We start from the raw sequence: 23,686 nt of genomic DNA on the forward strand, positions 1-23,686 counted from the left end.
TGCCGATCCGACCGAAGCGGGGGGCTTTGCCCCCCGCGCCCCCCAGAGTATTTGACGCAAGATGAAGGAACGAGCCGGTTCTTTCGTCTTACACGGGCCGGTCACATCCGGACGCGCTCGGATTTCGGGTCATACATCGGCTTGAGCGATGCCTCGGCCCGAACGCGGGTGCCGGCCACGTCGATTTCGTAGGTGGACCCGAGCACGTCCGCCGCGCTTTCCCCCCGGCAGGGAACATAACCCAGGCCGATTGCCGCGCCGAGGTGGTGACCGTAGGCCCCCGAGCTGAGATAGCCGACGATTTCGCCGTCCCGGATGATCGGTTCGTTGTGATAGAGCAGCGGTTCGGGGTCGGTCAGGCGGAACTGGAGCAGGCGTCTTTGCAGGCCCTCTTCCTTTTTCCGCAGAACCGCATCGCGGCCGATGAACTCCGGTTTGGCCGTCTTGACGGCAAAGCCCAGGCCGGCCTCGAGCACATGGTCCTCGCAGGTGATGTCGTGGCCGAAATGGCGGAAGGCCTTTTCGATCCGGGCACAGTCCATCATGTGCATGCCGCACAGTTTCAGGCCCAAATCCTGCCCCGCCTCCCAGATGGTTTCGAAAGCGTGGGCGGCCATGTCGGCCGAGACGTAGATCTCCCACCCGAGTTCGCCGACATAGGAGACGCGGTGGACGCGGGCGAGGCCGAGACCGAGCTCGATCTCCTGAGCAGTCCCGAACGGGTTGGCATCGTTGGAGAAGTCGTTGGGCGAGACCGCCTGCATCAGCTTGCGTGCGTTGGGGCCCATCACCGCCAGCACGCCTTCGCCCGCCGTGACGTCGGTGATGACCGCGCGGTAATCGCCGAGGTGGCGGCGCAGCCAAGTTTCATCGGCCAGCCGCGTCGCGGCGGGCGTCACCACCAGCCAGGCGGTCTCCGAAAGCCGGGTCACGGTCACGTCGGCCTCGATCCCGCCACGGGGGTTGAGGAACTGGGTATAGACGATCTTGCCCACCGGCACCGACATGTCCGCGCCGCAGACATGGTTGAGGAAGGCTTCGGCGTCCGGTCCCTCGACGCGCAACTTGCCGAAGGAGGACATGTCATACATGCCGATGTTGGAGCGCACCGCGGCGAGTTCTTCGGCCACGTTGTCGAAGAAGTTCTGGCGGCCCCATGCGTAGTGATATTCGCGCTCCTGCCCATCGCGCGCGAACCAGTTGGCGCGTTCCCAGCCGGCGATTTCCCCCATAACCGCACCGCGGTCCAGCAGATGCTGGTGGAAAGGCGTGCGCCGCACGCCGCGCGCCGTGGCCTTCTGCCGATAGGGGTAGTGGTCGGCGTAAAGCAGCCCCAGCGTTTCGGTGGCGCGCTCGGCCAGATAGCGTTTGTTGCCCTGGAAGGGCTGCATCCGGGCGATGTCCACGTCGCCCAGGTCGAACGGTTTTTCCCCGTCTTCCATCCACTGCGCCAGCGCCATGCCCGCGCCGCCCGCAGACTGGATCCCGACCGAGTTGAACCCGGCGGCGACCCAGACATTGTCCATCTCGGGCGCGAGACCGAGGTGGTAGGCGTCGTCCGGCGTAAAGGATTCCGGCCCATTGAAGAAGGTGTGGATCCCCGCCCTGCCCAGCATCGGCATCCGGTTCACCGCCATCTCGAGGATCGGCTCGAAATGGTCGAAATCTTCCGGCAACTGGTCGAATTCGAACGTGTCGGGGATGCCGTTCATGCCCCAGGGCTTGGCCACGGGTTCGAAGGCGCCGAGCATCATCTTGCCGGCATCCTCCTTGTAATAGGCGCATTCGTCGGGCACCCGCAGGACCGGGAGCTGGGAAAGCCCCTCGATCGGTTCGGATACGATGTAGAAATGTTCGCAAGCCTGAAGCGGGACGTTGACGCCCGCCATGCGGCCGACTTCGTGCCCCCACATGCCCGCGCAGTTCACGATCATGTCGCAGGCGATGTAGCCCTGAGCCCTACCGTCGTCGCTGACCCAGTCCACGCCCGTGACACGGCGACCCTGCCGGGCGATGCCGGTGACCTTGACGCGTTCGCGTATCAGCGCGCCGCGCTGGCGGGCGCCCTTGGCCAGCGCCAGAGCGATGTTGGCCGGGTCGCCCTGCCCGTCCTTGGGCAGGTAGACGCCGCCCACAACGCCATCGGTATTGAGGTGTTCGTAGCGGCGCTTGACCTCGTCGGTGGTGATCTCCTCAATCTCGACACCGAAGGCGCGGGCCATCGCCGCCGAGCGGGAGAGTTCCTCCATTCGGTCACCGGTCAGCGCCACGGTGATGGACCCTACCCGCTTGAACCCGGTGGCGACGCCGGTCTCCGCCTCCAGATCGCCGTAGAGTTCCTGCGAATACCTGGCCAGCTTGGTCATGTTCGCGGTCGCCCGCAGCTGGGCGATGAGGCCGGCGGCGTGCCAGGTGGTGCCGCTGGTCAGTTGCTTGCGCTCCAGCAGGACCACGTCCGTCCAGCCAAGTTTGGTCAGGTGATAGGCGACCGAGCAGCCGACGACGCCGCCGCCGATGATGACCACGCGGGCCTTGTCAGGAAGTTCAGCCATTGGACACTTTCCCTTTCATGATTGCGGATCGCCTGCGGAATCCGACCGGTGCGAGGGGCGCTGCCCTTTGCGCCAGAGGCGCTCCAAAGGTGCGATGCGCTCCCCGGGATACTTGAAGCAAGAGGAAGAAGGCGGTCATCAGGTGATCTCGTGCCCCGCAGCGCACAGGCGGCGGGCCAGTTCTTCGATATGGTCGGGTCCCACTTCGCAGCAGCCGCCGACGATGGTTGCGCCCTGCTCCACCCAGCCCAGCGCATGATCGGCATAGGTCGCGGGATCGAGGTCCGTGCGTTGTTCCAGCGCGTCCACGGTCGGGGCGTCCTTGAGGAAGTCCTCGGAAATGCGGGTGAAGCCATTGGCGTAGGCGCCGAAAGGTTTGCCGAGGGTCTTGAGGATGTCGAGCGCGGCAGGAATGGCTTCGGGGCGGGAGCAGTTGATCAGCACCGCTTGCGGGTCGAACTCCGCGACCAGCGGCGCGATGTCCGTAAGCGGTTCGCCCGAGCGCAGGCGGGTGCCGTCGTCGTCATCCACGGTGAGGGAAAGCCAGACCGGCTTGGCGCAGTTGCGCGTGCCGCGCAGGGCGCCGAGGGCCTCCTGCACCAAGGAGACGGTTTCGATCAGGATGAGGTCCACCCGATCGGCCATCAGGGCGGTCAGTTCGGCGAATTTCGCGGCCGCGTCGTCCGGGTCGGGGTTGAGGTCGGGCCGGTAGGAGGCCAGAAGCGGCCCGAGCGAGCCCGCGATGCGTCCGCCGCCATGCGCGGCGCGGGCGCGTTCGGCCTGGGTCAGCGCGGTTTCCATCAGTTCGGGGATCCGGTCCTCAAGCCCGCCCCGGGTCAGCCGGCTGCGGTGCAGCGCGTAGGTGTTGGTGGTCGCGATGGTCGCGCCCGCGCAGAAATAGGCGGCGTGCACCTCGCCCACCAGATCGGGGTGGTCGATCATCACCTGCGTGGACCACAGCGGCGTGGCGCGGTCGCCGCTGCGTTTCACGAGTTCCTGGCCGATGGAGCCGTCAAGAAGGGTGATCCGGGTCATGGGTCAATCCTCGGGCGGGATCAGGACGAGCTTGCCGGGGTAACGCTTGGCCTCGAAATCCGCCTGCGCGGCGTGGATGTCCTGCAAGGGATAGGTCTGCGACACCAGCGGTTTCAGCCGACCCGCGTTGATCACGTCCACCAGCCGGGCAAAGACTTCGACCGGCTGGAAGGTGGAGCCATGCAGGGTCAGGTCCTTGAGATAGATGTCGCGCAGATCGCCCGTGACCATCGGCCCGGCGATGGCACCCGAGGCGGCGTAGTGGCCACCGGGACGAAGGGCGCGCAGAAGGTCCGCCCAGCGGTCGCCGCCCACCACGTCGATGACGCGGTGGAAGGTGTTTTCGGGCAGCGGATCGTCGCGCCCGATCACCTCGACCGCGCCGGCCTGGCGCACCGCGTCGGCCTTGGAGGGTGCAGCGACGCCGGTCACATGCGCCCCCCGCAGGGTGCAGAGCTGCACCGCCGCCATGCCGACCCCGCCCGAGGCGCCGGTGACCAGAACGCGCTCGGCCGGTTGAACGCCTGCCTTGGTCACCAGCCCTTCGGCCGTGCCATAGGCGCAGGGCATGGCGCCCAGCTCCACGTCGCTCAGCGGCGCGACGGTGACGTCGTAAAGGTCGTCCTCGCGCATCAGGCAGTATTGGGCAAAGGCGCCGTCGATCTCGGACCCGATGACGATGAAATGCAGCGGGTTGTCGGGCCGGGGGCGCGGCAGGCAGTTGGGCGAGATCACCCGCGCGCCGAGTTTCAGCCGAGAGGCGCCTTCGCCCAGTGCCACCACATGGCCGCACAGATCGCCCCCCTGGATGCGCGGGAATTGCAGCGCGCCGGCCCAGCCGCCGGCATCGACCTCCGCGCCCTCGGCCTCGGCGGTGGAGGAGGTGACCTCGCGCGCATACCAGCCGATGCGGGTATTGATGTCGGTGTTGTTGATGCCGGCCGCCGCGACCTTGACCAGGACCGCGCCCCGGCCGGGGCGCGGCACCGGGATGTCGTCGCGCCAGACGAGTTTCTCCGGCCCTCCGTGGCCCGTCAGGACCACGCCGGACATGGTGTCAGGCAGTTTCATGCGCGAATCCTTTCGTTCTTGGGATCCCACAGCGGCTGGTCGGGCTGGACCACCGCGCGGCGGCGTTCGCCGTAGATCTCGACCTCCACCTCGGTGCCGGGCTCAGTGAGGTCGCTGCGCAGCATGCCCAGCGCGATCGAGGCGTTCACCCGGTAGCCCCAAGCGCCGGAGGTGGTCTCGCCCACCACCTGCCCGTCATGCCAGATGGTGGACATGTAGGGCGCGTCCGCCTCGCCCGCATCCACGATCAGCGTGACGAACCGTTTCTTGACGCCCTGCTGCCTTTCGGCCAGCAGCGCCGCCTTGCCGGGGAAATCCTGCGGCTTGTCGAGCTTCACGAAACGGTCAAGCCCGCCCTCGAGCAGCGAGTAGTCGGTCGAGAGATCCCCTTTCCACGCGCGATAGCCCTTTTCGATCCGCAGGCTGTTCAGCGCCCACATGCCGAAGGGCCTGGCCCCGGCCTCCAGCACCGCGTCGTAGATCGCGGGGATGTCGGCGTTCTTCGCGTGAATCTCCCAGCCCAGTTCGCCGGCAAAGCTGACACGCGCCAGATGCACGTCGCGGCCCGCGACCTTGGCGGGCTGATGCGACAGCCACGGCAGGGTCAGGTCGGCGCCCTCCGAGATCTGCTGGAACAACTCGCGCGATTTCGGTCCCGTGACGATCAGCGTGTCGTAGTCGCTTGTGTGGTCGGTCAGCTCCAGCCCCTCGGCTAGGTTGTTCTTCAACAGCTCGAAATCGTGCCATTGCGCGGCGGCGGCCGTGATCAGGGTGAAATGATCCTCGCCGTGGCGCATCACGCTCATCTCGGTCAGGATCCGGCCGCGATCGTCGGGGAAATAGGCCAGGCTCATCCGGCCGACCTTGGGCAGGTTGCCCGCAATGCGGGTCAAAAGCCACTCTGCCGCCCCTGCCCCGGTCAGGTTGAAGCGCGAGAATCCCGGCAGGTCGAGCACGCCCACGCCGTCGCGGACGGCGAGCGCCTCCTCGCGAATGCGCGGCTCCCACGGTCCGGAGCGGCCCCAAGTCTGGGTCGCTTCCTCGGAGGTGTCGTCGCCGGGGTGCGCGAACCAGTTGGCGCGCTCCCAGCCGTTGTAGGCGCCGAATTGCGCGCCCAGCGCGGCCACCTTGTCATGCACGGGCGACACCTTCTTCGGCCGCCCCGCCGGCCATTCGTGCCAGGGGAAGTGCATGGCGTATTCGTGGCCATAGACCTCCATCCCCTTGGCCACGCAATAGTCGTGGTCGGTGTAGTCGGTGAACCGGCGCGGATCGACCGCCCACATGTCCCATTCGGTGTAGCCATCGACGATCCATTCGGCCAAGGTTTTGCCCGCGCCGCCGCCCTGGGCGATGCCGAATGTGAACACGCAGGCCTCGAAGGCATTGGGCACGCCGGGCATCGGGCCGATCAGCGGGTTGCCGTCGGGGGCGTACGGGATCGGGCCGTTGATCACGCGGGAAATGCCCGAGCTGCCCAGCAGCGGCACACGCTCCATCGCGTCGGCGACGATGTCCTCGATCCGGTCCAGATCGTCGTTCCACAGCTGGAAGCTGAAATCGTCCGGCATCGGGTCGTCCGGCGTCACCCAATGCGCGCGGCAGTTGGGCTCATAGGGGCCGAGGTTGAAGCCGTTCTTCTCCTGCCGAAGGTAGTAGGACACGTCCACGTCGCGCAGCAGCGGCAGCTTGCCCCCGTGTTCCTTGGACCAGGCCTCGATCTCGGGGATTTCCTCCGACAGAAGATACTGGTGGCTCATCACCATCATCGGCACGGTGCGCCCGCCGAAGGGCTTGAACATCTCGCCCACGCGCTGGGCGTAGTAGCCGGCGGCGTTCACGACGTATTCACAGCGGATATCACCCTTTTCCGTATGCACGATCCATTCGCCGTTTTCGCGGTCGATGCCGGTGACGGGGGTGAACCGCAAAATCCGCGCGCCCATATCGCGCGCGCCCTTGGCCAGCGCCTGGGTCAGCTGCGCGGGGTCGATATCGCCGTCGCAGGGGTCGTAGAGCGAGCCCACGAGGTCATGGGTTTCAAGGAACGGATAGCGCGCCTTGGTTTCGGCCGGATCGAGGATCTCGATGTCGATCCCCTGATAGCGGCCCATTCCGGCGGCACGTTCGAATTCCTGCATCCGTTCGCGCGAATGCGCCAGCCGCAGCGACCCGGTGACGTGGTAGTTCATCGGGTAATCGACCTCGTCGGCCAACCGCGAATAGAGTTCGGTCGAATAGCGCTGCATGTTCATGATCGACCACGAGGTGCTGAAGGTGGGCACGTTGCCCGCCGCGTGCCAGGTCGATCCGGCGGTCAGTTCGTTCTTTTCCAGCAGAACACAGTCGGTCCAGCCCTTCTTGGCCAGGTGATACAGCGACGACGTGCCGACGACACCGCCACCGATGATGACGACACGGGCCGTGGTTGGGAAATCGGGCATGGGGTTTGCTCCTGTCGTTATGTCGAGCGCCGGGGCGCGGTGTCTGGGATCGGGCGGACCAAGGCGGGCCTACGTCAATAGACCGGCGGGGCGATCACCCAGATCGCCACGGCCGGTTCGTCATAGGGGTTGGCCCAGCGGAACGGTTCTCCGCGGATGCGGAAACTGTCGCCGGGATGGATGGTGAAGGCGCGGCCGGCGATGTCCAGATCCAGCCGGCCCGAGATCAGATAGCCCACCTCCTGCGTCGGACGCATCACCGGTTTGGCGATACGGCTGCCGGGGGCAAAAGTGGAATGCACCATCTCGAAATCGTCGGTCAGGTCGGGCGACAGAAGTTCCTCGGTCAGCCCGGCCTTGTCATGTCCGATCGGGCGCCGGGCGTGCCCGCGCACCACATGGCCGGCCTCGTCGCCCGGCGGGGGCGCGGCCAGCATGGTGATCGGCACGTCGAGGATTTCGGCGAACCGGCGCAGATCCGCCAGCGACGGTTCGGACAGGTCGCGTTCGACCTGGCTCAGCCAGCCGACCGAGCGGTCAAGCCGCGCGGCAAGGTCGGCGAGCGTGAGACCGCGCGCCTTGCGCAGCGCGCGAAGGTCCGCGCCAAGCGTCCGGGCCGTTGCTGCGGTCTGATCCACCGTCGCTTCCTCGTGAAATTCTCCCCTCGAGTTTCACGATTCTCCGAATCGGTGAAAAATCCAAGACTTTTTTCACGGGGACGTCACAATCGACCGAAGACGTCCCGCAGGATCGCATCCAGCGCCGCGGCGTCCTCTTGCGTGAAGGCGTCCGGCCGGTCGCTGTCGATGTCGAGCACCCCGATCACCTCTCCGGCTCGATTGCGCACCGGGATCACCAGTTCCGACCGGGTGGACGAAGCGCAGGCGATATGACCGGGAAAGGCATCCACATCGGGCACCAGCTGGATCTGGCCGGTCCGTGCTGCCGCCCCGCAGACGCCGCGATCGAACGGAATGACGAGACAGCCATGCCCGCCCTGATAGGGGCCGATCCTCAGGATGCCGGGTTCGGTAACGCGATAAAAACCTGTCCAGTCGAACCGATCATCGGCATGGTGGATCTCGCAGGCGATGGTCGCCATCAGCGCCACCGCGTCGGTTTCGCCGTCGGTCAGCGCCGCAACGGTCGCGGCAAGAGTGGAATAGTCAACCATGATGCGCCCCCTTTTTCATCCTTCTGCCTGTCCGGGGCAGGGGCGGCAAGGGGGCAGGCGCGGGCTCACCGGATGGTAACCTTTTGCGCCCTACCCTTCCCGCACCGGACTGGAAATTGCGGATACACACATGGAACTGAGCAGCGAAGATACCGCACAGGCGCGAATCATCACCGTCCACGCCGATCGCATCGACGCGGCCGGCGCCATCGAGTTCAAGGAAAAGATGCGATCGGCCGTCGACGAAGGACCGGAGCGGGTGGTTCTGGACCTCACTTCGGTCGATTTCATCGACTCCAGCGGCCTGGGCGCGATCGTGGCCACGATGAAGATGCTGGGACAGGGGCGGCGGCTGGATCTCGCGGGGCTGACGCCTTTGGTGGAAAAGGTCTTTCGTCTGACCCGTATGGACACGATATTTCGACTGTATCCCGACCGAGAGACCGCCTTGGCCGTGACGTCCGAGTGAACAGCGCTGCCCGCGTGAGACAGGATTCCGATTCCCGGCGTCATGCCCGGTTCGCGCTGCGGATCGAGGCGTCCGAGATCAACACGCGATCGGTTGTCCAGTCCGTTTGCGGTCGGTTGAGACTCGCAGGGGTGGCGCCTCTGCGCGCGGGCGACATCGAGATCGTTCTGGCGGAAGCGATCAACAACGTCGTCGAACACGCCTATGGCCAGTCCGAGCCTGGGCCGATCCACATTTCCTGCAGTCTGCGGAACGATCGGCTGGACATACGGATCAACGATGAAGGCCGTCCCCTGCCCGACGAACGCCTGCCACCGGGGCGCGTTGCGGATGTGGATGTCCCGCTCAACGATCTGCCCGAAGGCGGTTTCGGCTGGTTCCTGATCAGGTCTCTGGCCACCGAGGTTCGCTATGACCGGTGCGGAACCCGCAATCAGCTGTCACTGCGGTTCAAGGTATGAAATCGAGCCTTGCCCCGAAACCGCCCCAATCCTCTCAAACTCGCGCCCGAATCCGGCAGCACAACAACAGTGTAGCTGCATATGGCTTCCCTCGGCGCCGCGTTTTTGATAGCCCCCACCCAGTGCGCGGCGTCGAGGCCTTTCCCCAAAAAATCAATCCCCTGCCCGTTGGCTTTCCATCGGACGCAGCCTAATCTCCGCCCGAAACGACAGGGAGACGAGGCAGAGATGCGCGATTTTCATTTGCCCGGGCGATCCGAGGTGCTGGCCCTGAACGGCATGTGCGCCACGTCGCATCCGCTGGCGGCGCAGGTGGCGGTGGACATCATGAAACGGGGCGGCAACGCAATGGACGCGGCAATCGGCGCGGCGGTGCTGCTGGGCGTGTGCGAACCGCACATGACCGGGATCGGTGGCGACTGCTTCGTGCTCTACACCCTGCCGGGCAGCGACACGGTCCATGCCCTGAACGGATCCGGCCGCGCCCCCGCGGCAGCCAGCGCCGAGGCGCTGCGCGCGGCGGGCGAGGACACCGTCCCCCCCGACAGCCCCCACGCGGTGACGATTCCCGGCGCGGTGGATGCCCTTTGCCATCTGGCCGAAACGGTCGGCCGCATCGGGTTGGACGCGATCCTGGCCCCGGCGATCCATTACGCCGAAGAGGGCGTGCCCGTCGCCCCGCGCGTCGCTTTCGACTGGGCAACGGCGTCCGCGGTGTTGCAGGGCGCGGCACGAGATTTCTATCTGCTGGACGGCGAGGCGCCGCGAACGGGGCAGGTTTTCCGCACGCCGGGGCAGGCCGAAGTCCTGCGGCGCATCGCTCGCGACGGGCGCGACGCCTTTTATGCCGGCGAGGTCGCCGAGGACATGGTCGCGTCGCTGCGGGCGCTCGGCGGCGTGCACTCGCTGGAGGATTTCGCGGCCACGCGCTGCGTGGCGACCGAACCGGTGAGCGGCCGCTACAAGGCCGCGGAGCTGCTGGAGCATCCGCCCAACGGCCAGGGCGCAACGGCGATCCTTCTGCTCAACATCCTCGGCCATTTCGACATTGCCGACATGGATCCATTTGGCGCCACCCGCGCCCATGTCGAGGCCGAAGCGGCCAAGCTGGCCTATGACGCGCGCAATCGTTTCATCGCCGATCCCGATCACACCGCCCGGCTGGACCACATGCTGGCCCCGGAAACGGCCGCACGGCTGGCCGCGCTGATCGACCTGGACCGCGTCATGCCCGCCGCCGCGCCGTTGACCGAAGCGGTGCATAAGGACACGGTCTATGTGACTACGGCCGACCGGGACGGGATGGCGGTATCGCTGATCTATTCGATCTACCACGGATTCGGCTCGGGCATCGCGTCGGAAAAATTCGGCATCCTGCTGCAGAACCGCGGCGCCGGCTTCACGCTCGAACCCGGCCACCCCAACGAGCTGGCCGGCGGCAAGCGTCCGATGCACACCATCATCCCCGGAATGTTGCGAGAAGCGGACGGCAGCGTCATGCCCTTTGGCGTGATGGGCGGCGCCTACCAGCCCACCGGGCATGCCCGCGTGGTGTCGAACCTGCGTGATTTCGGCATGGACCTTCAGGCCGCCATCGACGCGCCGCGATCCTTTGCCGATGCGGGCGAGCTGCGGGTCGAGCGGGGCTATTCCGATGCGGTGCGGCAGGAATTGGCCGACAAGGGGCACAATGTCGTGGTGCCGGACGGTCCGCTGGGCGGCGGTCAGGCGATCAGGATCCGCCCCGATGGCGTGATGATCGGGGCGAGCGATCCGCGCAAGGACGGCTGCGCATTGGGATACTGACCCGGGCCCGGTTTCAGTTCAGCGGGTATTGCAGCGTGTAGCAGCCATCACGGAAGGTTCCGAATATGTCGGGGACGTCGGGATGTTCCACCGGCTCCCCGGAGTAGTCCGCGATCAGGTTCTGTTCGGACACATAGGCGACGTAGAAGCTTTGGTCGTTCTCGGCGAGCAGATGGTAGAACGGCTGCTCCTTCGAAGGGCGGCTGTCCTCGGGGATCGCCTCGTACCATTCCTCGGTGTTCGAGAATTCGGGGTCAACGTCGAAAATCACCCCGCGAAACGGGTGCTTCCTGTGCCGGACCACCTGGCCCAGGTGATATTTCGCAAATTTCTTAAGCATGGTCTTGCAGCCCCTATGCTTTGAAAGTAGCCGGTTCAAGCCCTTCTTGTCCAACAATCGCGGCATTTTTCGGGGAAACAGACTGTGCACCTCGTCCTGACAGTGCTGGAAATCGTCGCGCCGGTCTTTCTGCTGGCGGCCGTCGGCTTTGCCTGGGTACGGCTGGGGCATGAATACCGGATCCGGTTCGTGACCCAGCTGGCGATGACGCTGGCGGTGCCCTGTCTGATCTTTACGGCGCTGATGAAGATGGATGCCGGCGGCGGCGCGCTGGGTGGTCTCGCCATGGCCACCATCGCAGGCTACGGCGTGCTCACGGGGCTGTCCTATCTGGCGGTGCGCCTGTTGCGGCTGGACCTGCGCACCTACATGGCGCCGCTGATCTTCGGCAATACGGGAAACCTTGGCCTGCCGCTGGCGCTGCTGGCCTTTGGCCAGACGGGGCTGGGCTATGCGGTGGTGATTCTGGCCATCGGCGCTGTGTGGAGCTTTACCTTTGGCCTCTACATCGTCGCCGGCCGCGGATCCGGCGGGCGGGTCGTGCGCGAGCCGATGGTCTGGGCATCGCTGCTGGGGGCACTGTTTCTGTGGCAAGGCTGGCAGACGCCGCGTTTCCTGACCCACGCGCTGGATCTGATCGGGCAGATGGCGATCCCGCTGATGCTTATCACGCTGGGGGTGGCGATCGCCCGGCTGGCGGCGGGCGGCATCGGGCGGGCGGTCCTGCTGTCGCTGCTCAAGCTCGCGCTGTGCCTGCCCGTCGCCTGGGGGATCGGACGCGCCTTTGGTCTGGATCCCGTCGCCCACGGCGTTCTGGTCGTGCAGCTTTCGACCCCCGTCGCGGTCACGTCCTATCTGCTGGCCGAGAAATACGGAGCCGATTCGGAGTCGGTCGCCGCGCTTGTGGTGGCCTCGACCCTGTTGTCGGTGATCGCGTTGCCGGTGCTGCTGGGGATCGTCATTGCGTGAACGGGTTCCTTCCGCGGCCCGGCTGGTATAAACTCCAACAAAAAAATCAGAAGGCACGAGGCAGATGAGCAGAATTCTGATCGCACTGCTGGTGGTGTTGCTGGTCGCGTCCTGCGGCGGCGGGCGGAAGGCGCCGCCGCGCAACCTGGACAACGCCTGCAGCATCCTGAACCAGCGTCCCGATTTCCGCCGGGCGTTCCGCAAGGCCGAACGGCGTTGGGGCGTGCCGACGCATGTGCAGATGGCCACGATCTATCAGGAAAGCCGCTATCGCGGCGATGCCCGAACCCCGCACAAATATGTTCTGGGCATCATCCCGATGGGCCGGCAAAGCAGCGCCTACGGCTATGGTCAGGCGATTGATGGCACCTGGGACCAGTATCGTCGGGAGACCGGGAATCGCCGGGCCAAGCGTGACCGGATGAGGGATGCCGCCGACTTCATCGGCTGGTATTTCACCAAGAGCCATGAAAGGAACGGCATCCCGCTGACCGATGCCCGGCGCCAGTATATTGCCTATCACGAAGGTCACGCGGGCTATGCCCGGGGCAGCTGGAAACGGAAGAGCTGGCTGCTGCGGGTGGCCGATGACGTGGCCTCGCGGTCCGAAATGTATCGTCGGCAACTTGCGCGCTGCAACTGACCCCGGCCGGGGCGGGCGTCAGCGATCCGCCCCGAACAGGTTGCCGTCACCGGACTGGAACAGCGTGTCGCTGAGCGTCATGCCGGTTTCCAGCTCGCCCAGTTCGACGCTGGTGCGGCCGCCATTGCCGTCGTGGATGACCCAACCGGTCAGATGCACCGGGTCGTCGGCGAAATACATCTCGATCCGGCCATATTCCGGTTTCTCGGGATCCTGCGCCACGACGATGGTGTGCTGACCGTCGAAGTCATGCGCCACGACCATGCGCGCGCGCCCCAAGTCCACCTGTCTGGCGAGAATGATCGACAGAGGGGTGCGTTTGAGCGGGTAGGTTTCGGGCGGCTGGTTCGACTTGGGATCATGGATCACCACCGCGCCCGCGCGGGACACCACCACCCCGCTGTCGGGCGGGTCGTATTCGAACCGCATCCGCCCCGGTCGCCGCAGCCAGAGACGCCCGGTCGAGATCGTGCCATCGTCATTTACCTGGCGGAACGTCGCCTTGGCCGTGGTGATCCCGTTCAGATAGGACGAGATGTCCGAAAGCGGCAGTTTTTCGGCCGCCCCGGCGAGGGAGGCCGAAAACAGCACCGCGATTGCGAGCACAATCCGTGTCAGAACCGCGCGCAACACCGACAACGACAGGGCCATCCGGGGGCTCTGCCCCCGGACCCCCGGAGTATTTCCGGCAAGATGAAGGCGCGAAGTGGTACATCCGCGAACGCGAGGCGTGGCTGCTCGATGATCCGCGTGCAGCGGCGTGCATGGATCGAGTCGTGGCATTGGCGTGATATGCTCCGTCCTCTCTGCGTTGCGAAACACCGGCACGGGTCCGCCCGGCCGCTGGCTGCACGCCATAGATAACAACGCGCGGGCGGATGTGAACCCGCCCGCGCGATCGGCCGCCGGAAACCGGCGCGTTATTGCTCGGGCACGAGGATCTCGCGCTTGCCGACATGGTTGGCAGGCGAAACGATCCCTTCGTCCTCCATTTGCTCAACCAAGCGGGCGGCCTTGTTGTAGCCGATCGCCAGCTTGCGCTGGATGTAGGAGGTAGAGCATTTGCGGTCCTTGATGACGATCGCCACCGCCTGATCGTAAAGCGCGTCCTCGGCATTGGTGTTTCCGCCCAGCCCCAGCACCAGGTCGATATCGGCGCTTTTCTCCTCGTCCGGGCCGTCCAGCACGGTGCTGACATATTCCGGCGGACCGAACTGCTTGAGGTGATTGACAACCTCTTCGACCTCTTCGTCGCTGACGAAGGGCCCGTGGCAGCGGGTGATCCGGGCGCCGCCGGCCATGTAGAGCATGTCGCCCTGCCCCAGCAGCTGTTCAGCGCCCATCTCGCCCAGGATGGTGCGGCTGTCCACCTTGGAGGTCACCTGGAAACTGATCCGGGTGGGGAAGTTGGCCTTGATCGTGCCGGTTATCACGTCCACCGACGGGCGCTGCGTGGCCATGATGAGGTGAATGCCGGACGCCCGCGCCATCTGCGCAAGCCGCTGGATGCAGGCCTCGATCTCCTTGCCGGCGACCATCATCAGGTCGGCCATCTCGTCCACGATCACGACGATATAGGGCAGGGTTTCGGGCTGGATCTCCTCGGTTTCGAACACCGGATCGCCGGTTTCGTCGTCAAAGCCCGTCTGAACGGTCCGGGTGAACATCTCGCCCTTGGACAGCGCCTCGCGCACGCGGGCGTTGTAGCCCTCGATGTTGCGCACGCCCATCTTGGACATCTTGCGATAGCGTTCCTCCATCTCGCCCACGACCCATTTCAGCGCGACCACGGCCTTTTTCGGGTCGGTCACGACCGGGCTCAGCAGATGCGGGATGCCGTCATAGACCGAAAGTTCCAGCATCTTGGGGTCGATCATGATGAGCCGGCATTCCTCGGGCGTGAGCTTGTAGAGCAGGCTCAGGATCATCGTGTTGATCGCAACCGACTTGCCCGAACCGGTGGTGCCCGCGATCAGCAGGTGGGGCATCTTGGCCAGGTTCGCCACCACCGCGCCGCCGCCGATATCCTTGCCCAGCGCCAGCGGCAGGCTCATGTTGCTGTCGCCGAAATCGCGGCTGGCGAGGATCTCGCGCAACAGCACCACCTCGCGGTGGTCGTTGGGCAGTTCGATCCCGATCACGCTGCGGCCCGGCACGGTCGAGACCCGCGCCGACAGCGCCGACATCGACCGCGCGATGTCGTCGGCCAGCCCGATCACGCGGGACGCCTTGAGCCCCGGCGCGGGCTCCAGTTCATACATGGTGACAACGGGGCCGGGGCGGACGCTGACGATCTCGCCCTTGACGCCGTAGTCATCCAGCACGTTTTCCAGCATCCGCGCGTTCTGTTCCAGCGCCTCGTCCGACAGATAGTGGCGCTGCACATTGGCCGGGTTCGCCAGCAGGCTGAGCGGCGGCAATTCGTAATCCGTCGATTTCTCTTCAAAACCCAGCGTCGGCTGCGCCTCGGCCTGCGCCCGGCGCGAGGGCTGCGGCGACTTGCGCGGCGGGTTCTGCACAACCTTGCGCGGCTCGGGCACGGGCACCTGCGGCGCGGCCTTGGCCGGCTCGTTCAAGGGCAGCGTGTCGGCCTCGGGCGCGTGCAGCGCGGGTTCGGGACGCAGCGGCGCCTGCGGCGGGTGCGCGCTCAGCGGCGGTTCGGGCGGCAACGCTCCGGGCGCCGCCGGGGCAAAGATCAGCGGGTCGGGGCCCCGTCCGCGGCCCTTTGTCAGCGGGCGGCCGGGGTCGGGTTCCGGCGGCTGGGCGGCCTTTTTCCGCGTCTGCACGATCTGCGCGATCTTCTGGCTGATGCGGTCATTGTCGGCGGGCAGTCCGTCGTCACCGCCGGCCAGCGGCGCGGACTGCACCAGTTCGGGTTCGGGCATCGGCTCGGGTCGGCGCACCAACGACGGCATCCGGGCCAGCAACCCGCTGCGCGGCGAGGGCGCCTGGGGCTCCACCGCCGGCGCGTGCGCGGCCGGGGCCCGGGCGACGGCGGCCTCGGTCGCGGCGGCCGCGCGGGCGGCCTGTTTCCTCTCGGCCCGTTCGGCGGCGCGTTCGCGGCTGGCCCGCGCGGCCTGCGTCGCGCCGGCCACGCCGCGCCCGATCAGCGCGACGATGCCGCTGTAGATCAGCACGATCCCCACCAGCGCCAGCCGCCCCGCGCGGGCCACGTCGGCGCGGGTAAAGCCCAGAACGAAGGTGCCGAAACCCAGCATCGCCAGCGCGGTCAGAAGCGACACCAGCTTGACCGCGAGATGCGATCCCACCGGCAACAGCGTCAAGAGAGCGCCCATCACCGTATCGCCGAAGAGCCCACCCAGGCCAAAGCTGTGCACCGCGGCCCAGTCGGCCCCCGGCACCAGCGTCGCGGCATAGACCGAAGCGATCGCGATCCCGATCGGGGCAAAGACAAGACGGCTGGACCAGCGTTCCGAATCACGATGCAGCAGGAACCGCATCCCCCAGACCAGCAGCACCAGCGGAATGCCCCACGCGCCCCAGCCGATCACCATGAACATCGGCGCGGCCAGCGTGGCGCCGAATTCGCCCAGCCAGTTCTGAACAGGCGCGTCGGTGGACACCATCCAGTTCGGGTCGTCCGGCGAATAGGACGCGATCATCGCCGCCGCGGCCAGCCCCAGACCGAGCATCACCAGACCGATCAGTTCCTTGCCGCGCTTTTCGATCGCGGCCTGCATGTTGCTGTCCAGAAGCGGATCCCGGCCCTTTACCTGAAATGCCATACCCTGTCCCCTGCCCTTATCCATACAAACAGTCGCGCAGCCGGATCAGCCCGCGCCGCAAGTCTTCCTTTGGGGCCACCATCGCGACCCGAATATAGGTTTCGCCCGGGTTCTCTCCCGGCGCGCCCTGCGCCAGATAGGCGCCCGGCAGCACCCGCACCCCGGTTTCGCGCCACAGCTTCAGCGCCGCGCGTTCGCCATCCTCCACCGGAAGCCACAGGAAAAATCCGGCCTCGGGGCCGCGATAGCCCGGCACCCCGGCCAGCACCTCGTCGGCGATGGCGTATTTCTCCTGATAGAGCGCACGGTTTTCCTCGACATGCGCCTCGTCCGCCCAGACCCGCGCGGCTGCGGCCTGCAACGGCGACGGCAGCGGCGCGCCGGCATAGGAGCGCAGCAGTTTCGCCTGCGCGATGCTTTGCGGCCCGCCCGCGATGAAACCCGACCGCAGCCCCGGCAGGTTCGACCGCTTCGACAGCGAATGAAAGATCGCCACCCTCTCGGGATCGGTGCCGCATTCCGCCGCCACCTGCAGCGCGCCGGGCGGCGGTGAATCCCGCCAGATCTCGGAATAGCATTCGTCGGCGAAGATGCGGAAATCGTATCGCTCGGCCAGCGCGATCAGATCGGCCCAGTAGTCGCGCCCCGCCACCGCCCCCTGCGGGTTGGCGGGCGAACAGATATAGGCGACCGCGACGCGGTTCAGGATCTCGGGCGGCAGCGCCGCGAAATCGGGCAGAAAGCCGGTATCCGCCGTGGCGGGCACAAAGACCGGCTCGGCCCCCACGGAAATCGCCGCGACCATGTAGACCTGATAGAAAGGGTTCGGCATCACCACCACGGGGCGCCGGCCGTTCTTCGATTCGGGGCACAGCGCCATCGCCGCGTTGTAGAGCCCCTCGCGCGTGCCGTTCAGCGCCATCACCTGTGTATCGGGGTCGATCGACACCCCATAGCGCCGCTTGACCCAGTCGGCGATCGCGCCGCGCAGCTCGGGGCTGCCCTCGTTCGGCGGGTAGTTGTTGAAGCCCGCGGCATGTTCGGCGATCACCTCCGTCACCCATTGCGGAAAGGGGTGCTTCGGCTCGCCAATGGTCATGTGCATGACCTCGCCGCCGGGCGCATGGGCGTCCAGCAGCGCCCGCAGGCGCGGAAAAGCATAAGGCGGCAGGTTCGAAAACCGCTCGGGAAACTGCATCACTATCTGCCTCGGAACGGGGTCGTTCCTGTTCTTCTGCGCCCCGTTTTGTTCCAAGTTACAGATGCTTCCCCCCAGCGTCCAGACAAAGCGTCCCCGCCCGCGCCGATTGTGGCATTCAGGCCAGCGCCGCCTCGGCCGCCATTCCGATCCGCAACAGCGCCTCTTCGCCAAAGGGCTTGCCCATCAGCTGGATGCCGCAGCTTGGCACGCCGGTGGGCAGGGTCAGAACGCTCAGACCCATCAGGTTGCCGATCCGCGTGTTGCGCAGCGCCAGCAGGTTTTCGGTCACATAATAGTCGTGGTCCTCCAGCAGCCGCTGCGCATCGGGCGGCAGGATCGGCGAGGTCGGCGCCAGCACCGCGTCATACCCGGCCGTCGCCCGCGCCCAGGCCGCGCGGCATCGCTCCAGCGTCTGCCATGCGGCCACATAATCCGGCCCCGAATAGTTCGCCCCCGCCCGAAAGCGTTCCAGGATCTGATCGAACATGGCGCCGGGATTGGCCTCGATCACGTCGCGCCAGGTGCCATAGGCCTCGGCCGTGAACAGCACGCCGGACAGCGCCATCGCCTCTTCCAGTTCGGGCACTTGCAGGCGTTCCACGATCGCCCCCGCTTCCTCGAACGCGGTCACGGCGCGGGCAAAGCCGCGCTCGGGCGCCCCGCGCAGATCCTCCAGCGCCACGGTTTCGAGCACGGCGAATCGCTTTCCCCTGAGAGTGGCACCGCGCAGGTCCGCGGGCCGCCCGCCCTCGAGCGCGGCAAGATACAGCGCCGCGTCCTCGACCGACCGCGCCAGCGGCCCCACCGTGTCGAATTTCTCGCACAGCGGCACGACACCCTTCAGGCTCAGCCGCCCCGCAGTGGTCTTCAGCCCCACCAGATCGTTCCAGGCCGACGGGATCCGCACCGACCCGCCGGTATCCGACCCGATCCCGCAGGCGGCCAGCCCGAACGCCACCGACGCCGCCGCGCCCGAGGACGACCCGCCTGGCACAGCCGATTCGTCGTTCACGCAGGGCGGGGTTTCCTTCACCGGGTTCAGCCCCAACCCGGAAAAGGCCAGCTCGCTCATATGCGTCTTGCCCAGGCACACCGCGCCCATCAGCGTCGCCACCCGCAGCACCTCGGCATCCTGCTCCGGCACCCGGCCCTTCAGCAGATCGCTGCCCGCCTCGGTCGCGTCCCCGGCGCTGTCAAAGAGATCCTTCCAACTGATCGGCACCCCGTCCACCGCCGACCGGCACAGACCCGTCCGCGCGCGGTCCCGCGCCGCCTCGGCCTCGGCCAGGGCGCGGTCGCGGGTGACGACCGTATAGATCCGGTCGCGCAGGGGATGGGCGTCGATCGCATCCAGATATGTCCACGTCAGCTCGACGGGATCGATCTCGCCCGCGCCGATCCCCCTCCCCAGCTCGGCCGCCGTCATGCTCAGCCAGTCGCTCATGCCCTTTTCCCCCGTCTGCGATTTCCGGCGACGGTAGCGACCGAAGCGCCCATGGACAATCCCGCCCGCGCGCGCATATTGCAGGGCATGACCAAAGACACAGAAATCCTGATCGTCGGCGGGGGCCTGAACGGACCTGCGCTGGCTCTTGCGCTGGCCCGGGCCGGCCACCGTGTCACCGTGATCGACGCCATGCCCGAAACCACCCGCAAGGACGCGGGCTTCGACGGCCGCGCCTATGCGCTGGCGCTTGCCTCGCAGCGGCTGCTGGCGGCGATCGGCGTCTGGAGCCGGGTCGCAGACCACGCCCAGCCCATTCTGGAAATCAAGGTGACTGACGGGCACGCGGGCGCGGGGCCCTCGCCCTTCTTCATGCATTTCCACCACGCCGAGATCGAAGAAGGCCCGATGGGCTTCATGGTCGAGGACCGCTTTCTCCGCCGTGCCTTGCTGGACGCGATGGACGATCACCCCGCCATCACCCGGATCAACGGCAGGTCGGTGATCGCGCAAGAGACGACCGACGCCGCCACGACCGTGACGCTGGATGACGGCAGCACGCTTTCGGCCGACCTTCTGGTCGGCTGCGACGGGCGCACCAGCGGCACCGCGCGCCGCGCCGGCATTCGCCGCGCCGGCTGGGACTACGGCCAGACCGCGCTGGTCTGCGCGATAGAACACGACAAGCCGCACCACGGCATCGCGCATCAGTTCTTCATGCCGCCCGGACCGCTCGCCATCCTGCCCCTGCCCGGCAACCAGAGCTCGATCGTCTGGAGCGAACGCACCGCGATGGCCGCCCGCATCCACGCGCTGGACGACGCGGGATACCTCGCCGCGCTGCGCCCCCGCTTCGGCGATTTCCTCGGCAACATCCGCCTGGCCGGAAAACGCTGGACCTACCCGCTGAACCTGACGGTGGCCACCAGCTTCATCGCCGACCGCGTGGCCTTGGTGGGGGATGCGGCCCATGGCATGCATCCGATCGCCGGCCAGGGGCTGAACGCCGGTCTGCGCGACGTGGCCGCGCTGGCCGAAACCCTCACCCTCGCTGCCCGCCGGGGCGAGGATATCGGCGCGGCCCCGGTGCTCGACCGATATCAGCAATGGCGCCGCTTCGACACGGCCACGTTGGTTGCCGCGACCGATGCATTCAACCGCCTCTTCTCCAACGACAATCCCCTTCTGCGGGTCGGACGCGATCTCGGCATGGGTCTGATCAACGCCATCCCCGCCCTGCGCCGCACCTTCGTGCGCGAAGCTGCGGGGCTGACGGGCGATTTGCCCAGGTTGATGCGGGGCCGGCCTCTCTGACCGCCCGCCCAGGCTTCTTTCTGGTCGAAAATACCCCGGGGGAGTCGCGCGCCGCGCGACTGGGGCAGCGCCCCCACCCCACCACGCAATGTCGCAGGCATGTTGTCGCCGGCCTTGACACCGGGCGTCTGCCGCGCAACAGACCGCGCATGATTTCGACCATTTCCCTCGTCGCTCTGGGCGGCGCAGCCGGTGCCACCCTGCGGTATCTCGCGGGACTGGCCGTGGTGCGCGTGATGGGCCATAGCCCGATCCCGCTGGCCATTCTCAGCGTGAACGTGGTCGGCTCCTTCCTGATGGGCGTGTTCGTGACGTTCGCCGCGCACAGGGGGCTGACACATCTCTCTCCGTTGATCATGACCGGCTTTCTCGGCGGTTTCACCACCTTTTCCACGTTCTCGCTGGAAACCGTGAACCTCTACGATCGTGACCCCTCGCTCGCCCTCCTCTACGTCGCGCTTTCCGTGGGGCTCTCGGTCGGCGCGCTCGTGCTGGGGATGCTGGCCACGCGCGGGGCCATCGCATGAGCCGCGTCCAGACGATCACCGTGGATGCGGGCGATGCCGGTCAGCGCCTCGACCGATGGCTTCGCCGGCAATTCCCGCATCTCGGCCAGGGCCGGATCGAAAGGATGTGCCGCAAGGGCGAGTTGCGCGTCGATGGCGGCCGGGTGAAGGCCTCGACCCGGATCGAAGCCGGCCAAGTGGTGCGCGTTCCCCCGATTCCCGACACCGACGCCCCCCCCGCGCCCGCGCGGCCAGGGATCAGCAAAGCCGATGCCGAGATGATCCGCGCCTGCCTGATCTGGCGCGACGACCATATCCTAGCCTTGAACAAACCGCCGGGCCTCGCCGTCCAGGGCGGCAGCCGGCAGTCGCGACACGTCGATGCGCTCGCCGAGGCGCTGCGCTTCGGGCTGGACGAAAAACCGCGCCTCGTGCACCGGCTGGACAAGGACACGTCCGGCGTCCTGCTGCTGGCCCGCACGCGGGCAGTGGCCGCGGACCTGACCGCAGCCTTCCGTCATCGCGAAACCCGCAAGATCTATTGGGCCGCGGTCGCCGGCGTGCCGCACCCGAAAACGGGCGAGATCATCACCGGACTGGTCAAGGCCCCCGGCCACGGCAAGCGCGGCGAAGGGGAAAAGATGCTCTGCATCCACCCGCGCGACATCGACACGACCCCCGGCGCCAAGCGGGCCGTCACCGAATATACCGTGATCGAGGCCGCCGCCAAACGCGCCGCCTGGGTCGCGCTGAACCCCGTCACCGGCCGCACCCACCAGCTGCGCGCGCACATGGCGGAACTCGGCCACCCGATCGTGGGCGACGGAAAATACGGCGGGTCGGGGCAGATGAACCTGGGCGACGGCTGGGGCGCGCAGCTCGGCGGGGAAGTCAGCCGCAAGCTGCACCTGCATGCGCGCTCGATCACCTTGCGGCACCCCGTCACCGGCAAACCGCTGCACATCGCTGCCGATCTGCCGCCGCACATGGTGCGCACCTGGGCGCTGTTCCAGTGGAATCCGGCCGACGCGCCCGAAGACCCGTTCGAGGAACAGGCATGAGCGCGCGCCTGCGGCTGGTGATCTTCGACGTGGACGGCACCTTGGTGGACAGCCAAGGCAGCATCCTGGCCGCGATGCAGGCCGCCTTTGCCCGGCTCGACCTGCCCGCGCCGGATCGCTCGGCGGTGCTGTCGATCGTCGGGCTCTCGCTGGACCGGGCGATGCAACGGCTCGCGCCCGATCTTCCGGCGTCAGAACACGATGCGCTGGTCAATGCCTACAAACAGGCCTATTTCGACCGCCGCCAGACGCTGGGCGAAGGGGCCGCGCCGCTCTATCCCGGCGCGATCGAGGTGCTGGAGGCCCTGTCGCACCGCGACGACATGCTGCTGGGCGTCGCCACCGGCAAGTCGCGCCGCGGCCTGAATGCGATGCTTCAGGCGCACGGGCTTGAACACGTCTTCGTCACGCGACAGGTCGCCGATGATCACCCGTCAAAGCCGCACCCGTCGATGATCCTGACCGCGATGGCCGAATGCGGCGTGCAGGCGTGCGACACGGTGATGATCGGCGACACCAGCTTTGACATGGAGATGGCACAGGCCGCCGGCGTGGCCGGGATCGGCGTCAGCTGGGGCTATCACGCTCAAACGGAACTGCACCGCGCGCGGCGGATCATCGACCATTTCCGCGATCTTCCGCCCGCGCTGAACGACATCTGGGCTGAAACGACATGAGCGAATGGAAACGCAAACGCTTCTGGAAAGAGGTCGGCGTGGCGCCGGTGGATGAGGGATTCACGGTCGAGCTGGACGGCCGCCGGGTCAAGACCCCCGCCAAGGCCGCGCTGGTCGTGCCGACCCGCGGCATGGCCGAGGCGATCGCCGCCGAATGGGCCGCGCAGGAGGACGAGATCGACCCGCGGTCGATGCCCTTCACCCGGTCGGCCAATGCAGCGATCGACAAGGTGCGCGCCCAGTTCGACGAGGTGGCCGAGATCGTCGCTGCCTATGGCGATACGGATCTGCTGTGCTACCGCGCGGACTTTCCACAGGGGCTGATCGACCGGCAGACGGCGGAATGGGATCCGGTGCTGGACTGGGCGGAAACCGCGCTGGGGGTCCGGTTGCGCGCACATTCCGGCGTCATCCACCGTGCGCAGGACGCAAGCGCGCTCGCGCGGCTGGCCGCGCAGGTGCGCGCGCTGAGTGCATTCCAGCTCGCCGCGTTCCACGATCTTGTCACGCTGTCGGGGTCGCTGGTCCTGGGCTTCGCCGCCGCGCGGGGCTGGCGCGCGCCCGAAGAGATCTGGCGGCTGTCGCGTCTCGACGAGGCCTGGCAAGAGGCACAATGGGGCGTGGACGAAGAGGCGCGGCAGATGGCCGAAACGAAAAAGGCGGACTTCATGCACGCCAAGCGGTTTTTCGACCTGAGCTGATCGCCCGCCACGGCGAAACCTGTCGGGAACCTGCATTCCGGCCCATCAATAACGATGATGATGCCCTTGACC

The 23,686-nt window shown here is 66.9% G+C and carries 21 protein-coding genes; 10 read left to right on the forward strand and 11 right to left on the reverse strand.

The genetic code is table 11. The features are described from left to right. Nucleotides 1–101: 101 nt before the first annotated feature. The 6 genes from C4S70_RS12645 to C4S70_RS12670 form a co-directional block, all read right to left on the reverse strand. Nucleotides 102–2,552 (reverse strand): GcvT family protein, encoded by a 2,451-nt coding sequence (locus tag C4S70_RS12645; protein ID WP_104008471.1) that lies wholly within the window; start codon nt 2,550–2,552, stop codon nt 102–104. 138 nt (nt 2,553–2,690) lie between these two features. Beyond that, nucleotides 2,691–3,587: a homocysteine S-methyltransferase family protein gene (locus tag C4S70_RS12650; protein ID WP_104008472.1), complete on the reverse strand. Its 897-nt coding sequence runs from the start codon at nt 3,585–3,587 to the stop codon at nt 2,691–2,693. Between the two features lie 3 nt (nt 3,588–3,590). Continuing rightward, nucleotides 3,591–4,658 carry an alcohol dehydrogenase family protein gene (locus C4S70_RS12655; protein ID WP_200822762.1) on the reverse strand — a complete coding sequence of 356 codons (1,068 nt, stop codon included), beginning with the start codon at nt 4,656–4,658 and terminating at the stop codon, nt 3,591–3,593. Further along, a complete protein-coding gene (locus C4S70_RS12660) occupies nt 4,655–7,102 on the reverse strand; it encodes a GcvT family protein (RefSeq protein ID WP_104008473.1) in 2,448 nt (815 codons plus the stop codon). The genes C4S70_RS12655 and C4S70_RS12660 overlap by 4 nt, the downstream gene beginning before the upstream one ends. A 74-nt stretch (nt 7,103–7,176) precedes the next feature. Then, nucleotides 7,177–7,740: a helix-turn-helix domain-containing protein gene (locus tag C4S70_RS12665; protein ID WP_104008474.1), complete on the reverse strand. Its 564-nt coding sequence runs from the start codon at nt 7,738–7,740 to the stop codon at nt 7,177–7,179. A gap of 83 nt (nt 7,741–7,823) precedes the next feature. After that, complete coding sequence (locus C4S70_RS12670) at nt 7,824–8,276, reverse strand: GAF domain-containing protein (protein ID WP_407656737.1); 453 nt, start codon at nt 8,274–8,276, stop codon at nt 7,824–7,826. A 130-nt stretch (nt 8,277–8,406) separates the two neighbouring features. Here C4S70_RS12670 and C4S70_RS12675 point away from each other — a divergent pair, with 130 nt between their 5' ends. The 3 genes from C4S70_RS12675 to C4S70_RS12685 all read left to right on the forward strand — a co-directional run bounded on the left by C4S70_RS12675 (nt 8,407) and on the right by C4S70_RS12685 (nt 11,012). Next, entirely contained in the window at nt 8,407–8,745 is a 339-nt protein-coding gene (locus C4S70_RS12675) for an STAS domain-containing protein (protein WP_104008476.1), read from the forward strand. A 14-nt stretch (nt 8,746–8,759) separates the two neighbouring features. Continuing rightward, nucleotides 8,760–9,206 carry an ATP-binding protein gene (locus C4S70_RS12680; RefSeq protein ID WP_104008532.1) on the forward strand — a complete coding sequence of 149 codons (447 nt, stop codon included), beginning with the start codon at nt 8,760–8,762 and terminating at the stop codon, nt 9,204–9,206. A gap of 228 nt (nt 9,207–9,434) precedes the next feature. Beyond that, complete coding sequence (locus C4S70_RS12685; protein WP_104008477.1) at nt 9,435–11,012, forward strand: gamma-glutamyltransferase family protein; 1,578 nt, start codon at nt 9,435–9,437, stop codon at nt 11,010–11,012. A 13-nt stretch (nt 11,013–11,025) separates the two neighbouring features. Here C4S70_RS12685 and hspQ read toward each other — a convergent pair whose 3' ends face one another. Further along, nucleotides 11,026–11,352, reverse strand: a complete 327-nt coding sequence (gene hspQ / locus C4S70_RS12690) for a heat shock protein HspQ (RefSeq protein ID WP_104008478.1) — start codon at nt 11,350–11,352, stop codon at nt 11,026–11,028. Between the two features lie 84 nt (nt 11,353–11,436). Between hspQ and C4S70_RS12695 the strand changes: the two genes are divergently transcribed. Both C4S70_RS12695 and C4S70_RS12700 read left to right on the forward strand, forming a co-directional pair. Next, entirely contained in the window at nt 11,437–12,321 is an 885-nt protein-coding gene (locus C4S70_RS12695; RefSeq protein WP_104008479.1) for an AEC family transporter, read from the forward strand. Nucleotides 12,322–12,385: 64 nt separating this feature from the next. Then, on the forward strand, nt 12,386–12,964 hold the full coding sequence (locus C4S70_RS12700; protein ID WP_104008480.1) for a transglycosylase SLT domain-containing protein: 579 nt from the start codon (nt 12,386–12,388) through the stop codon (nt 12,962–12,964). Nucleotides 12,965–12,982: 18 nt separating this feature from the next. Here C4S70_RS12700 and C4S70_RS12705 read toward each other — a convergent pair whose 3' ends face one another. From C4S70_RS12705 to C4S70_RS12720, 4 genes are all read right to left on the reverse strand, one after another. After that, complete coding sequence (locus C4S70_RS12705; RefSeq protein WP_104008533.1) at nt 12,983–13,582, reverse strand: LolA family protein; 600 nt, start codon at nt 13,580–13,582, stop codon at nt 12,983–12,985. Nucleotides 13,583–13,884: 302 nt separating this feature from the next. Next, the gene (locus C4S70_RS12710; RefSeq protein ID WP_104008481.1) at nt 13,885–16,710 is read right to left on the reverse strand and encodes a DNA translocase FtsK; all 2,826 of its coding nucleotides are present in this window, start codon (nt 16,708–16,710) and stop codon (nt 13,885–13,887) included. A gap of 16 nt (nt 16,711–16,726) precedes the next feature. Then, nucleotides 16,727–17,908 carry an aminotransferase class I/II-fold pyridoxal phosphate-dependent enzyme gene (locus C4S70_RS12715; RefSeq protein ID WP_104008482.1) on the reverse strand — a complete coding sequence of 394 codons (1,182 nt, stop codon included), beginning with the start codon at nt 17,906–17,908 and terminating at the stop codon, nt 16,727–16,729. Nucleotides 17,909–18,026: 118 nt separating this feature from the next. Further along, nucleotides 18,027–19,355, reverse strand: a complete 1,329-nt coding sequence (locus C4S70_RS12720; RefSeq protein WP_104008483.1) for an amidase — start codon at nt 19,353–19,355, stop codon at nt 18,027–18,029. Nucleotides 19,356–19,406: 51 nt separating this feature from the next. On the opposite strand from C4S70_RS12720, the gene C4S70_RS12725 reads away from it, so the two are divergent. The 5 genes from C4S70_RS12725 to C4S70_RS12745 all read left to right on the forward strand — a co-directional run bounded on the left by C4S70_RS12725 (nt 19,407) and on the right by C4S70_RS12745 (nt 23,614). Further along, complete coding sequence (locus C4S70_RS12725) at nt 19,407–20,669, forward strand: FAD-dependent monooxygenase (RefSeq protein ID WP_380218842.1); 1,263 nt, start codon at nt 19,407–19,409, stop codon at nt 20,667–20,669. A 149-nt stretch (nt 20,670–20,818) separates the two neighbouring features. Beyond that, on the forward strand, nt 20,819–21,196 hold the full coding sequence (gene crcB / locus C4S70_RS12730; RefSeq protein ID WP_104008484.1) for a fluoride efflux transporter CrcB: 378 nt from the start codon (nt 20,819–20,821) through the stop codon (nt 21,194–21,196). Then, the gene (locus tag C4S70_RS12735) at nt 21,193–22,236 is read left to right on the forward strand and encodes an RluA family pseudouridine synthase (protein ID WP_104008485.1); all 1,044 of its coding nucleotides are present in this window, start codon (nt 21,193–21,195) and stop codon (nt 22,234–22,236) included. The genes crcB and C4S70_RS12735 overlap by 4 nt, the downstream gene beginning before the upstream one ends. After that, entirely contained in the window at nt 22,233–22,913 is a 681-nt protein-coding gene (locus C4S70_RS12740) for an HAD-IA family hydrolase (protein WP_104008486.1), read from the forward strand. Before C4S70_RS12735 ends, C4S70_RS12740 begins: the two co-directional genes overlap by 4 nt. Beyond that, complete coding sequence (locus C4S70_RS12745; RefSeq protein WP_104008487.1) at nt 22,910–23,614, forward strand: ATP12 family chaperone protein; 705 nt, start codon at nt 22,910–22,912, stop codon at nt 23,612–23,614. Before C4S70_RS12740 ends, C4S70_RS12745 begins: the two co-directional genes overlap by 4 nt. The last annotated feature ends 72 nt before the right edge of the window (nt 23,615–23,686 follow it).

Source organism: Jhaorihella thermophila, assembly GCF_900108275.1.
GTDB classification, from domain to species: domain Bacteria; phylum Pseudomonadota; class Alphaproteobacteria; order Rhodobacterales; family Rhodobacteraceae; genus Jhaorihella; species Jhaorihella thermophila.

Bases quoted from the DNA above. Each gene is read 5' to 3' on its own strand.
- C4S70_RS12645 (WP_104008471.1), bottom strand. From the start codon at position 2,552: ATGGCTGAACTTCCTGACAAGGCCCGCGTGGTCATCATCGGCGGCGGC.
- C4S70_RS12650 (WP_104008472.1), bottom strand. From the start codon at position 3,587: ATGACCCGGATCACCCTTCTTGACGGCTCCATCGGCCAGGAACTCGTG.
- C4S70_RS12655 (WP_200822762.1), bottom strand. From the start codon at position 4,658: ATGAAACTGCCTGACACCATGTCCGGCGTGGTCCTGACGGGCCACGGA.
- C4S70_RS12660 (WP_104008473.1), bottom strand. From the start codon at position 7,102: ATGCCCGATTTCCCAACCACGGCCCGTGTCGTCATCATCGGTGGCGGT.
- C4S70_RS12670 (WP_407656737.1), bottom strand. From the start codon at position 8,276: ATGGTTGACTATTCCACTCTTGCCGCGACCGTTGCGGCGCTGACCGAC.
- C4S70_RS12675 (WP_104008476.1), top strand. From the start codon at position 8,407: ATGGAACTGAGCAGCGAAGATACCGCACAGGCGCGAATCATCACCGTC.
- C4S70_RS12685 (WP_104008477.1), top strand. From the start codon at position 9,435: ATGCGCGATTTTCATTTGCCCGGGCGATCCGAGGTGCTGGCCCTGAAC.
- hspQ (WP_104008478.1), bottom strand. From the start codon at position 11,352: ATGCTTAAGAAATTTGCGAAATATCACCTGGGCCAGGTGGTCCGGCAC.
- C4S70_RS12700 (WP_104008480.1), top strand. From the start codon at position 12,386: ATGAGCAGAATTCTGATCGCACTGCTGGTGGTGTTGCTGGTCGCGTCC.
- C4S70_RS12710 (WP_104008481.1), bottom strand. From the start codon at position 16,710: ATGGCATTTCAGGTAAAGGGCCGGGATCCGCTTCTGGACAGCAACATG.
- C4S70_RS12715 (WP_104008482.1), bottom strand. From the start codon at position 17,908: ATGCAGTTTCCCGAGCGGTTTTCGAACCTGCCGCCTTATGCTTTTCCG.
- C4S70_RS12720 (WP_104008483.1), bottom strand. From the start codon at position 19,355: ATGAGCGACTGGCTGAGCATGACGGCGGCCGAGCTGGGGAGGGGGATC.
- C4S70_RS12725 (WP_380218842.1), top strand. From the start codon at position 19,407: ATGGACAATCCCGCCCGCGCGCGCATATTGCAGGGCATGACCAAAGAC.
- crcB (WP_104008484.1), top strand. From the start codon at position 20,819: ATGATTTCGACCATTTCCCTCGTCGCTCTGGGCGGCGCAGCCGGTGCC.
- C4S70_RS12735 (WP_104008485.1), top strand. From the start codon at position 21,193: ATGAGCCGCGTCCAGACGATCACCGTGGATGCGGGCGATGCCGGTCAG.
- C4S70_RS12740 (WP_104008486.1), top strand. From the start codon at position 22,233: ATGAGCGCGCGCCTGCGGCTGGTGATCTTCGACGTGGACGGCACCTTG.
- C4S70_RS12745 (WP_104008487.1), top strand. From the start codon at position 22,910: ATGAGCGAATGGAAACGCAAACGCTTCTGGAAAGAGGTCGGCGTGGCG.